Genomic DNA, 13640 nt, shown 5'->3' with positions numbered 1-13640 from the left:
GGCCGACTCTGGCAAATCCCACCTCCCCGGATTTAAAGTGGCTGCCCCGGTATAATTCCCGGTTTATGATGATGGCACCGCCGATCCCGGTTCCAAAGGTGACCATGCAAATATCCCTAAAACTCCTTCCCGCTCCCCGTACCATTTCTCCCAGTGCGGCACAATTGCTGTCATTTTCAAGTACAACGGGAACCGGATAGTTCCTGTTTATCTCTTCTTTTAAACGATACGCCCTGAAATTAGCCCCAACGCTGAAATCCGTATTTTCTCCTGTTACCGGATGGATAAAACCGCCCATACAGATTGCAATGCCGCTTATCTGATCCATATAGGTTTCCACGATCCCCATGAACTGCTTAAGAAACCCGGCCGGCAGTTTTTCCGTTGGTGTGCTTCCTTCATGAAGAACCCGGTATTCCGGATCCATAAGGCTGTACTTTATGTAAGTACCTCCTATATCAATTGCCAGGTATTGTTTCATATCCGTTCCTTTCCGCTGTCTCCCGTAATATGATCCTGACGGCTCCCTGGGCAGCTTCCCCCTTCATCTTCATGATTTCCAGCTGGGGAAATCGTTCTTTCGCCTTTTCACAAAACAGGCGGTATATCTCGTTATTTTTCATTAATACACTTCCGCTTACAACCAGGGAGACCGGAGACTGAAAATGAGTCAGTACGGCTCCTGCCAGCTCCGCCAGTTCTTCCCCGCAATGATCCAAAATCCCGGCGGAAGCCGGATCCTTTTCCCTGATTCCTTCTTCCAGAAGGGGAGCCAGGGCGGCGATCTCTTTTTTGCTTCTCCCGGGCTGATACAGCCAGGTGATAATATCCTCCACAGAATCCATCTTTAGATAGCGGAATGTTTTTTCCTTCAATACGGTCTGCCCCTGTCTCCCATCCGATGACCTCACCACTGCTTTTAAAATATCCCTTCCGATGGCATAGGCACTTCCGGCATCATCAATGATATGGCCGTAGCCGCCGGCCCGGAACTTAGCTCCGGACTCATTGATCCCGTAACAGATCGAACCGGTCCCGGCAATGAGTATGACACCGGCTGGTTCCTCCATCGCCCCTGCCAGGGCAGTTTCATGGTCTCCCACCAGCTTTATCACTCCCTGCATCCCCTGTTCTTTTAAATTCCGTGTCAGCAATGCCGCCGTATCCCGGTTGCTGATTCCGGCGGCGCCAATGCAGATTCCTCTGCAGTCACTCATATTCATGCCTGACGTTTCCAGTTCTCTCTTTAAATCCGTCAGCGTATGTTCCGCCGCTTCCCGGGACTGTCCATTGATGTTTAAAGGCCCTAACTGAAACTTTTTCATAAGATCGCCATGAAGTCCGGCTACCATTACAGTGGTGGCAGTCCCGCCCCCATCCATTCCTATTACAAACGGTCCGCTCAATTGATTACCCCCTTTTTCCTTTCGTTATCCCTTCACCGCACCCACCGTTACTCCTTCCAGAAAATATTTCTGCAAGGTAAAGAACAGGATAAACATAGGCAATGCCGAAATCGTTGCCCCTGCCATCATGGGTGAAAAATAAGTGGTATTTGCAAAACTGAAGTTTTTAAGCCCCACCTGAATGGTCTGCATCTGCTCATTGTTGCATATCAGAAACGGCCAGAAAAAGGTATTCCAGCTGCCCATAAAGGTCATGATCGCCATAACGGATAAAATTGTTTTTGAAATAGGTATGACTATTTTTATCAGGATCTGAAACTGATTGCAGCCTTCTGTTCTTGCCGCTTCCAGAATCGAAGTGGGGAGGGAAGAAAAGAACTGTTTCGCCATAAATATATTGTAGAAGGTGACCAGAGACGGCACGATCAATGCGGTATAAGTATCTGTCAGCTTCAGCACATTGGCTACCAATATGTACAATGGAACCTGGGTGACCTGATAGGGCACCATCATCGCAAACAACAGCAGAAAAAATAATATCTTACTTCCCGGAAACCTTACTTTTGCAAATGCATATCCAGCCATACCGGCAAAGACCACATTGCTTAATGTGACCACGCCCGCAACGATCATAGAATTTACGATCCATCGGATCGAGCTTTTGCTGAATCCAAAAAAGAATTTATAGGAATCCAATGTTACATATTTAGGGAACAGTGTATAACTGGCTGCCCCGATCTCATTTGGCGGTCCAAAGGATGAGATGACCATGTAATAAATTGGGAACAGAGTCAGTACGGCCAGGAAGAGCAGGATGGCTGACATTGCCCCGTTTCTTAACACTTGTTTATATTTTTGATCGACCCCATATTGCCTGAATAAACCCATACCAGCCCTCCTTCCTAGTACTCAACATCAGCAGCCATTACCTTAAACTGGAAGATTGCAAAGACTGCAATGATTCCTGCCAATAATAATGCCTGTGCACATGCTTCCCCATAATTAAAATATTTGAAAGCATTGTTAAATATCAACAGTCCTACCATAGTCGTGGCATGATCCGGTCCGCCCCCCGTCATTAAATACGCCGTCTGAAATGCCTGAAACGCATTGATCACTCCGGTGATAGTCAGAAAAACAGTGGTCGGTTTGACCATAGGCCATACTACGTATTTGATTCTCTGCAAAAAGGTTGCTCCGTCAATATTGGCAACCTCATAATAGGTGGGATCAATCCCAAGCAATGCAGCCACATAAATAATGACAGTAGAACCAAGGCCTGAGAATATTGTCATGATGATCAGTGACAGCATGGCCGTCTGAGAGCTGCCCAGCCAGTTCTGATTCTGGATCCCAAATGCCCGGATCACCGAATTTAACAGGCCGCTTGGCAGAGGATCAAATATCCATTTCCATACAAAGGAGAGAGCTACTCCCGATGCAATCCCGGGCAGATAAAATACTGCTTTAAAAAATGACTGGCTTCTTTTCTTAAAGGGAACCAACAGAATGGAGATGATAAATGCCACCAGGATGGAGATTGGCACCGTTACGGCCGTATACACGGCAGTGTTCCAGATGGATTTAAAGAAAAGTCCGTTTTTTAATGTGTTACTGTAATTGGTCAATCCCACAAACTCTGTTTTTAGGGGCTTATAGGATTGAAAGCTTACAATCGCCGCCTGTACTACCGGATATAATGTGAAGATAATAAATGACACAATGGGTACGAATATGAAAACATACCCCCATTTGGCATCATTGTTTAACCGCTTTCTTCTCTTTGCTGTCTGCATACTCCTTCCCCTCTCCCTTTTTTCTAAAAAGCATAATGATCCCGCAGATAAGAAATGGGCATTGGCACCTGTTACGATTACCAATGCCCGAAAAATCATGATTTCCTATGGATCTCATTTCCCATTAATCCATAACACAGCCTTCCTCACCAAACGCCTCTACTGCAGCCTTTTTAATGGCTTCGTGCATCTCCTCCGGGGTGATTTCTCCTGCTAACAACCCCTGGAATTTTGGCAAAATAACCTCTTCTTCAATCTTTATCGCCTTTGCCCCTAAATCAGCCGGGATGTCAGGTCTGGCTTCCGCCACCTGGGTGGCAAGATTTTTAACTGCTTTTGTATTATTCTCATTTTTCCCTTCCATCGGAGGAAGGGAGGCAAATGCTTCTTCTCCGGATTTACAAACGGGGCTGATATAAAGTTCCTGACAGGTTTCTGCCGCTCTTTTTCCGCTCGCCAGGAAATAGGCGACCTTTGCCACGTTCTTTAAATGATCCGGGCTTGGTTCATCCTTGCCGCGGAAGCACACATATCCATCTACCGCTCCCTGTGCCTGCTGCTTATTTCCCTGGAATGTAGGCACCGGCAGTACGATGTACTCCACCTCCTGGCTTCCTTCTACTGCACTTCCGTCATTTGCAGCCAGCTTTTTATTATTATCAGTTGCAGACTTTTCAAAAACCGACAGTCCCTTGCCGGTGATCATGGTCTGCCCGGTCAGGAACATGTTCCAGCGTTTTCCCGCATCCACGGAGCTTAATTCTTTCGGCATGGAACCATCGTCGATCAAGGCTCTGATATCTTTTAAAAATGGAACTATATGACTGCTGGTATATGTATATTTCAAATCCTTGTCAAAGGCGGCAGGCATACCTGCATTTTTTACAAAGATCGAAAAATAATCCTTTGCAGCTACGCCTGAACAGGCAAAAACAAAGCCGTACCGGGAATAGCTGTCTCCGTTCTTGACAACTCCTTTTTTGATGGCTTCCCGAAATTCTTCATAGGTCCAGCCATTATTCTGCACTCCCTCCCAGTCGATCCCTGCTTCCTCCAGCATGGCCTTATTTCCGCCGATTGCCTGAACCTCCACATAGGCAGGGAATCCATAAAGCCCGTCGCCGTTTTTGAAATAGTTGATAATATCTGCATTGTAATCTTCTATCATTTCCTTATCCGCATATTGGGAGATGTCTACCAGCATTTCCGTATCCAGATATTTCGTGACCCCGTTAGAACCGATAAAGGCAATATCAGGCGGAGAGCCTGCATTTACCTGAACATCCAGTTTTTCCGTAATGTCTTCCCAGCTTGCCGTTGTGATCTGCAGCTCCAAATCGGGATTGGCTTCGTTAAACTCCTTTGCATATTCCATCAGTTTATCCTGATAGGATGCAGAAACAGGCGGAAGCAATGCTTTAACAATGTCTTTTCCATTGCTTTGCTGCACCGCAGTTCCCTTTGCGGAAGTACCGCAGCCCGCCAGTGTACTGGCAATCATGGCTGCTGCCAACAGTACGGATAGTTTTCTTTTTTTCATGTTTTCTCCTCCATTATTTTTTATATCTGCTCTATGGCGTAATGCACATGTTCATGTGCCTTTGCCAACTTCTCCCTCGCCTTTATGGGAATGCGATCCCTGCCCCAAATGCCACCATTTCCTTATAGCTGTTTCCATTATATATTCATGAATTCTTTTTGTCAAAGAATTCCAATTATTAGGAAATATTATTTCACACATTGAAATAATACATCAAATTTCACCATCATTTTCGACATATACTCTTATATTTTTCTACAATATTCCATTCTATTTACGCATTTTTATCATTGCATTCTTAAAGAATATCTTTTTCCATCACCTTCCATCGTTTCATAAAAAGAAGCAGGTCAGATCGTCTGTAAATATAAGACATTTCTGACCTGCAAAAGCAATAAATTCTGTGGTCAAGCTTTGTACTATCTGATTTGCACTACTCCATCCACGATCCACTCTCCATTTGCGTTTACAGCGTAACCGTCTGTGGTAGTGGTATTCTTAAGCATAGCGCCATATTTGTATTGCGCTGCCAGAATATCCGGATTGAAGCAGTAACATTTTCCGTTAATCCATCTCCAGCCCGTAACCATAGCGCCGAATGTGCCATCATGATTTTCGCTCATGTAGTACCAGCTTCCATCTGCATCCAGATACCAGCCTGTAACCATATACCCTTCTGTGTCAAAGCGGTACCACGACACCTGGCCATTATAGGAACACTGATACCATTCATTTGCCGCATATGTTCCATCTTTCTTAAGAGCCTGCCAGCCTCTGGCATTCTGTTTCCATTCTACATTGTAACTTTGTACAAGGGACTTTGTAACCGTGCCGTAATCCCTATCTCTATCCGAGTCACTGGGGCGCTCTGGCTTTACAGGATTTTCAGGATTTCCCGGATTCTCAGGATTCTCAGGATTTTCGGGATTTCCGGGTTCTTCCGCAAGCTTCACATCGTCTCTGTCACGAATTCGTATACGAGATACAGAATCCTCAGAGTCGCCTATGACAGTTCTGGATGAAAGTCCTACTGCCGACATATATGCACCGATTTTCAAATCCTTTATCACCTTATCCTTTGTAATATAACCATCAATAAATATCCTTGCCGGTTTCCCTGACTGATCCTGCAGCATAATCGTTTCTACCAGGTTATTCGGCGCATCAATGGAAATAACCTTGCCGCTTACCATGACTAAACTGCCGAGGTTTTTGCCCTCATAAGCTTCTTTCGTAGTTTCTTTAACAGGCACTGGAAGCTCCGTTATATTCGGATCAATTACCATAATCTTTTCTACTGCCAGCTGCCTCTCTCCCTGATAAGAAGAAGTTTTTCCAAATACCCTGATGGTCTGGCCTGCTCTGATATCTCCGGATACAGGGAAAAGATTAATTCCGCCAGTATAATCCTGCACATAGATACTATCGAAGAAAGCAGTCTCTTTATCATAACCAGAAGCGTTAGACGTAGCTATGCCTTCGATAATAAACCGCTCGCCTTCACCGGCCGCCTGCACTTCCCTAATAGGCGTAATCTGCAATTGGTTCGTCTTCTCCAACAGATTTGCCATAATCTGGTAGTTGCTGTAATCATTGGTGGCCGCACTGTCAAATGTCAGCTGGAAATCACTCATAGTCGAACATCCTGATAAATATAGTGTAGATGCTTCGACATCGCTAAAATAAAGCTCCTGAGTAGCTGCCAATACAAAACGTCCATCTAATTTCGCCAATGCGTCTCCTGATAATCCTACGCCGTCTTTATCCAGGCTCTTCGTATCTGCCGGTGCATATACCAGAGGTGCTGCTCCTGAAGGAAGCATGGCGCTGTCACGGACTGGAGTTCCACTTTCATCCACTGCATAAATGTCCGCATTGCCATACGTGTTGAATTTAAGGCCTGCATCCACTCCGGTCATATATGGATTCAGCTGATTATAATCGGTACTTAAGATACCAATCACTCTGCCGTCATTACTGCTATCGCTCTGTAACTCATCATCTGCAAAACGGAAAGAACTTCCGAGAGCTTCTAAGATCTTGTTCTGCTGAGCCGACATATGATCCTCTGCCCTGGACGGATCACCCTTGAAACCATCATATGCCTCATAGGTATCGCTCCAGGCACAGACCATAATCGTCTTTCCGCCCTTTTTAGCAAAAGCTCTGACAGCATCAAGTTCACCCTCTGTGTAGTTCTTATAATCCTCCCGCAGCTTGGTACCATCGCGTCTGGAAGGCGCATTTATCAAAATTCCAACATACTTGTCGTCCTTTAAAGCGGCGATCAGTTCCTCGCTCGTGTAAAGCGTGACCATCCTGATATTGTAATCTCCTGCTAAGGCAGTGAAATTTCCCATACTGTCCTTATAGTTTCCATTCACATATTCATTATAGTGACTGGCATCTATCCCAAAATATTTCATCTTCGAACTGTCACGTATATCTATTTCCAGTGTAAAGCTGAATATCTTGCGATCTCCTTCCAGTTCCATTTGGGCAGTAACTTCTATTTCATTTACGCCTACCTTATCAAGTATAAACGCTTTGTTTACCGTGTAAGTTCCAAATGACTTTAAATTCACATTCAGATCTTCACTTTCAAGCACCTTATCACCGGTTTTAAATGTCAGCTTTGTAAGCGTGGCATCTGATTCTTCATTATTGAAAGCTGTGACTGTAAACTTCACCGGATCGCCTGTCACTGGTACGTCTGTATCACAGGTAAAGGAAGATATGCCTGCTTTTGCAGCGGAACCATACCACACGGGAGCCGTTACGGCGATATTTTTATCCGCCTGAGTAACACGTATGTAATAATATCCTTTCTTTGCCGGAAGCTCAAAGGTGAACTCTCCGCTATTTCCAGTGCCTTCCTTTTTTCCTGCTATTGCGCCGCCATTTGTCACTACTTCTACACTTTTAATGATATCTGACGGATCCGGGTCATCTACGCTTACGGAAATATTCAGCGTTTTCACATCATCTGATACATCCAGGATACTTCCCATAAGCTGATCATTTAACGTATACATGATATTTAAGTTTTTATCTTCTGTCGCGTATACATGCATGTCTTTCAGCGCACTTAAAATCCCTGTCTCAGATAAATCATCTGTAATGACGACTGTCCTGGCCGTATTTGCATTGCCCCAGCGCCCTTTATGATTATCCTGGTTATTGGAAGGCGCTAAATGCCAGCCCTTATCCAGTGCTTTCGTATATTCATTGTAGCTTGGGAAATATCCGCCTGAACCGATGGAGCCTTCGCCATTGCCTACTTCTACTAAGACCATTTTGGCATCTCTTGCCGGTGTATAGTATGCAAAATCTGAAAATGTACCAAATGTCTTGCCCGGGTGGTTGAACTGTGAAAGATTTGCCAACGGGTCTGAATCAGCAGTCAGAATGTCATAGTAAGCCTTTAAACCTGCATCATTTTTCTTGTCATTGAGCGTGGTATTGTTGCGGCTTACCAGTCCTGCTGAGCCAAATGTATTGATGTGACCGGGACCGCCGGACCAGGTCATCTCAAAACCGGATAATGCCTTTCTTGTACTGGTTTCATTAAACGATCTCGTCTGCTCTCTGTATTCCTCCCATATCGCCCTGCTCTCAGATGTCATAAGAGACGGGTCGTTGAGCGCCTCTTTCGGATTAGGTGCATCTTTTGTATCAAAATAGTTGGAATGATCTGTAAAAGATACAAATTGTACATTGTCTTCTTCCGGTATATTGGCAAGATAATTAAGACCATCTTTGACAGATCCGGAACCATCCGAATAGTTCGTATGCCCATGAAGCTGTCCGAAATATGCGGTGAAGGAAGACTTGCCTATTGTAAATTTCCAATTCTCAGTAAAAGACACTTTATCTTCCCGAACAACCGTCACCTGCGCGTTATAAGTGCCGTCTTCCAGCACCTTGGGCGAAAAAGCATATGTTGTGCCGTCAGCGGCTGTCTCTTTGAGATTCATAGACTGGTCTGTATAAATAGCAGTGCCATCTGACTTACTGAGAGTGAGACTTACCGATGGGTTATTTCCGCTATTCGCCAGCTTGATAGAAATCTCAGGCGCTTTCACGTCTCCTGTCGCCTTATTTCTCTCAGGAGTAACTGCCAGTACCTGCGGTTTGTCATTGATAGCGATCGTTACTATCCCACTTTCAGATTCGAGACCGGTTTTATCTTTCGCTTTGAATTTTATGTATAAGGCCTGCTGACCCTTAGCAAAATTTTCTGCCGGAATAACAGCCTCATAGTTGTTCGTATCCTGATTAAATGTCATGGACATTGACTTGTCTTGCATAGCCTTTAAGGACCCGAAAAGAACCTCCACACTCGCAACGCCCACGTTATCCCTGACCTGTACGGAAATGGGATATTCCTGATCCGGTCTTGCATCAATATAGGTACCTAAGGTAATAACCGGTGGTTTGGTATCATTTTTCACGTAATAGACAGGAAAACCATTTTTCTCTTCCGTACCGGTGTATAGCTGAATCGTCTGATTATATCTGCCTATCATGGCAGTTAAATCCACGGTCTCCCCTTCTTCAACACCTTCCGGATATGGAGCTGCCTGATAAATGTCAATCGTGCCGGTTGCATCAGTTACAGGTGTACTGCCTGATGTATTAAGCTTGCCCAGCTTGACATCCTCTATCAGAACAACTCTGTTAATAAGTCCGCTTTTCTCTATATCAGCGGTACCAGCCATGGCTTTTATCTGACTGACGGTATACTTCACAGGCGGTATGGTCGCCTCATCCTGCTTAACAGCGATTTTTGCTTTATCTTTCGTGGATGTGATCTGAGGCATACCATAGCGGATCTGGAAATCTCCCGTGATTTCCAGGATATCACCAATCCTGGCATCATCCGGCGCTGCTCCATAGATATAAATGCTGTACTGGCTGCCATCGATCTCGGACTGGAGCACCGGATTTCCATATGTAGTGGCCAGATATGACAGTTCCCCTGTAACCGTCACATCTTTTGTGTTCTGTCCCAATGCCAGCACATCTTTTATCGTCATCACTTTGCCGGCTTCACGGATTGTATAGGAAAACTCAGCTATCTCACTGTCTTCCAGCCCGTCCTTAACAGCACGCACATAGTATGTAACCGGTTCATCAATCATCAGCTTGTCAGCGTTTGAATATATGATCCATTCATCAGCAGCATTAGACTCCGTATTGTACTCTATCACAGCGTCTGAAGTTGCCGTAGAGAATGTGAGCTGCGTTCCTTTCAGTACCGGTCCGGCAGCCGGTGTTGCAACAGGTGTCTTGCATTTGGTTTCTTCCGGTTGATTCCCGCCTTCCTCATAGGAACTGTTATGCGGCTCTGGCTTTCCAATCTTGAAATCAGCGCTGTTGTTGTCAGTATCAACTGCCGGGTCCTTGCGGATAGCGGCGGTAGAATTTGACATTGCAGCGGTTGGTTGGGTCTCATACTCCTTCGCTGCGCCAACTCCTACTAAATCAACGAAATTCTCATCGTCTTTACCCGATAACCTCTCGCTGCTTTTGGACAATGCCGCTGCCCCACCTGTTGCTGCCATGTTGATACTACCCTCAACATCAGGTTCCGGAAGTTCTGGCGCTTCTTTATTATTCCCATCTGCTTCCTTTATCAGGTAGTAACCGCCAGCTTCGATGGTCCCTGAAAGGTTTGTTAATTGGATGTTAGGAGAGGCAAACGTGTTGGTAGCCAGCCACTGTATTGACCACCCTTCCAGGTTTATATCTTCATCTGTAGGATTGTACAATTCAATAAAATCGCTCTTCCATATACAGCCACTATTGCCTCCGCCGCCATATACCTGACTGATCACTACGTGGTCTGCCAGACCGATGTCGCTTAGTGCGGACTTATCTTCTACAGGTTCCACAGCACTGGCTTCCTCTTTCACTGTGCCCGTATCTCCCTTATCGGCTGTATCTCCCTTATCTTCCGTTTCTCCCTTATCTTCTTCCATCTTATCGGGAATGTCTACATCCGTGTCCTTGTCCGCTTCACTGGGGCTGGCTTTATCCCCTCCCCCACTGGAACGTTCTGCCCCATAACCGTTTGTCAGGTTCGAATCTGCCTTCATCGCAAAACCAGGCACGACTAACAGATTCATACACATGGCAACTGACAGAATCAAACTTAACAGCTTCCTTAAGTTCATAACTTTTCTTCTCCTTCCATTTTTAATGGTATCACCTAATTAACCTTATTATGATGAATTATAAATAAGTACCAATTTTATATATACTTTTAATACAGAATATGTGAATATCGTCACTACTTTTTCCTGTATTTTCTATTTTTTTCATTAACCGCCACGACCGGCTTGTCCACCGCATTCTTCCTGCTGCATATAAACGCGCTTAGGAATGCTACTAATGGCACAGTCATTACAATACCTATGGAACCCGAGATACCCTGTATAATCTCCAACGCCATCATGTCACTGTTAATAATCTGCAGATATGGATAATCAAAGATTCTAAACAATATCAACATATTGAGTGCCGAACCAGCAAAAGCTAATATCAGCGTGTTCGCCATAGTCCCCATGGCATCCCTGCCTATATTAATACCCGACTGAATCAGTTTTTGTCTGTTCAGCCCTGGATTCAGCTGATTCATCTCAAATACTGCAGACGTAATAGTCAAAGCAACATCCATAACTGCGCCAAGTGCCGCTATGAGTATGGCACTGATCAGTAATCCGCTGATATTCAGACTTGTCCCATCTGCACGGAGAATTAATTCTTCCGCCTCCGACATATTAAAACCGTTTATCGGCGTAGCAACTGCCGTAAGAGCTGCTGCGGCCCCAGCCATCGCTACTCCGCCTACGCACCCAATGGTTGCACATAAAGTTTTCATGGTAAAGCCATTTAACAGTACCAATGAAACAGCTGTGGTAACAGCTGCTATGACAACAGATGATAATATAGGATTGATGCCATGCCTTATCATGGGTATGAGCAAAAACCAGATATCTACGATAGCAAATGCAAGCCCCAGTATGGCGGCTATTCCTTTTTTCCCTCCGAATACAGCTAAAAACAGCACGAATATCACCGTCAATCCAAGCAATGCCGGACCCCTGTTATAATTGGGTATGGATGCGATATAGGAAAGCCCATTGGCGTCTATATCCATCCTGGCGATTATTTTCGTACCTGTCTTTAAATCCACATTGTTGTATGCACTCATATAATTGACTGCCGGCAATATCTTACCTTTGTCCTCACCGCTGTCTATCTGCACATAGACTTCCTGTACTCCTATACGCAGCCCTTCTGTCCAGTCTTCTGCTTTCGCCTCGTCTCTGATGATTTCAGTCACATGTGCCCTGGCAAACCTTAACTGGCTTGCTGACGTTGGCACTTCCCCTGGCAGTGGCTGATTTATCCATATGAGAATTGCTATGAATACCATGCTAAAGAGGAATGAGGCTATTAGTTTCATGCAGAATGTTTTCTGATTTTTCATTTTAAGTACACCTTTCTGCGAGAGGCACCAATGTGGTTATGAACCCTGCGCCCTTCGTCCTGTTTATTTTGTTTGTTTATTAAGCTGCATTGTCGACACGCCTCAGAGCACTTATAGGCGGTAACATGTACAAAATTTTTCGCAAATAATGCTCTGGAAGCGCTTAACATGTAAAAGCTGGAAATATAGCGTTCTGTATAATTCTATTCCGGTCTTAACCACTTAAGTACTCCTTATGAATAAAAATGAATGATTTAAATCTCATTTCAAAGTAGACCCTGCAATAACATCATACTTTGTGTTTATTTTACCGGCTGTTAAGGTACTCTAAGCTGCCGCAGTCACACCTGCGTAGCTGGCAGCTGATGAAAGGATTGCAAAAAAAACAGGCCAGAACGTCTGTAAATATAAGACATTTCTGACCTGCAAAGGCAGCAAATTATGAGGCTGTTATAACAGTGCTTTTAACAGCATTTAAGATATCCGGTATATTAAAGGAACATACACCACAGGGGAATGGTCACCAGGGATAACAGGGTGGTCACAACCACGCATTTTGTGGCAAAAATATAATCCCCCTCATATTTGGACGCCAATATGGCAGTCGTGCTTCCGGCGGGCATTCCGGTCAAAAGGACGGATACTCCGGACAAAAGGGGGGTCACATGAAAGGCCCGGCAGCATACATAAACCAGAAGAGGGAGCAAAAACAGGCGGATGAAGGCATACCTTATAATCCCCCAGTCTAATATGCTTCCCGGCTCTACCTCCGCCAGTATGGCGCCGATCAAGACCATAGATACGGTGGTGGTACAGCCTCCTACGCTCCTGATGGTGTTTTGCAGGAATGCCGGCAGCGGCACCTGGGTGATCATGAGAACCAGGCCAATATAGACCGCTATGATGCAGGGATGAGTCAAAACCTTTTTCACAACGGTCTTCCGGTCCGGGCTTTCCGTAAAATACGAAACCCCGGCAGACCACATAACGATCCTTTGAGGGATCAGAAATATGGAGGCATACATGAGCCCTTCTGCCCCATAAACGCCTTCTGCGATGGGATTTCCCATAAAGCCCGCATTGGAACAGACCGTGCCATACTGAAGCACTTTTTTACGGCTTTCCGGTTCCCTGTTATAGAAAATTTTTGCAAACATTAGGCAGCCAATCTGGATCAGGCCGGCAATGATAAGGATTACAGCAAAGCCCTTTAAGATATCCAGATTAAACTCGATAAAAAATGAATTGATGATGTTGCAGGGAAGGATCAGATAGATCACAAGATCCGTGAGAATGGTCTTTGCCCCCTCCGGCAGGATCCCTTTCTTTCTCATGACAACACCTGCTGCTACCAGGAGAAACAGCATCCCCTGAAGATTTAAAAGACGATTATAATCCAT

The 13640-nt window shown here is 45.0% G+C and carries 8 protein-coding genes; all 8 read right to left on the bottom strand.

All coding sequences use genetic code 11. The features are described from left to right. The coding region (locus RT269_RS13510; protein WP_313183336.1) for an ROK family protein at positions 1 to 481 on the bottom strand (481 nt) is incomplete at its 3' end. Next, entirely contained in the window at positions 459 to 1406 is a 948-nt protein-coding gene (locus RT269_RS13505; protein WP_313183335.1) for a BadF/BadG/BcrA/BcrD ATPase family protein, read from the bottom strand. The genes RT269_RS13510 and RT269_RS13505, both read right to left, overlap by 23 nt. 24 nt (positions 1407 to 1430) lie before the next feature. Continuing rightward, positions 1431 to 2294 (bottom strand): carbohydrate ABC transporter permease, encoded by an 864-nt coding sequence (locus tag RT269_RS13500; protein ID WP_313183333.1) that lies wholly within the window; start codon positions 2292 to 2294, stop codon positions 1431 to 1433. A 14-nt stretch (positions 2295 to 2308) separates the two neighbouring features. Beyond that, positions 2309 to 3202, bottom strand: coding sequence for a carbohydrate ABC transporter permease (locus tag RT269_RS13495; protein ID WP_313183332.1), 894 nt, complete (start codon positions 3200 to 3202; stop codon positions 2309 to 2311). A 124-nt stretch (positions 3203 to 3326) separates the two neighbouring features. Next, positions 3327 to 4742 (bottom strand): ABC transporter substrate-binding protein, encoded by a 1416-nt coding sequence (locus RT269_RS13490; RefSeq protein WP_313183331.1) that lies wholly within the window; start codon positions 4740 to 4742, stop codon positions 3327 to 3329. A gap of 419 nt (positions 4743 to 5161) precedes the next feature. Then, on the bottom strand, positions 5162 to 10921 hold the full coding sequence (locus RT269_RS13485) for a CehA/McbA family metallohydrolase (protein WP_313183329.1): 5760 nt from the start codon (positions 10919 to 10921) through the stop codon (positions 5162 to 5164). A 116-nt stretch (positions 10922 to 11037) separates the two neighbouring features. Next, the gene (locus RT269_RS13480; RefSeq protein ID WP_313183328.1) at positions 11038 to 12240 is read right to left on the bottom strand and encodes a YibE/F family protein; all 1203 of its coding nucleotides are present in this window, start codon (positions 12238 to 12240) and stop codon (positions 11038 to 11040) included. 491 nt (positions 12241 to 12731) lie between these two features. Further along, positions 12732 to 13640, bottom strand: coding sequence for an AEC family transporter (locus RT269_RS13475; protein WP_313183326.1), 909 nt, complete (start codon positions 13638 to 13640; stop codon positions 12732 to 12734).

This window comes from Lacrimispora sp., from assembly GCF_032078915.1.
GTDB lineage: Bacteria > Bacillota > Clostridia > Lachnospirales > Lachnospiraceae > Lacrimispora.
The sequence above is the reverse complement of the archived record's forward strand: the minus strand, read 5'-3'. Positions and strand labels throughout refer to the sequence as shown.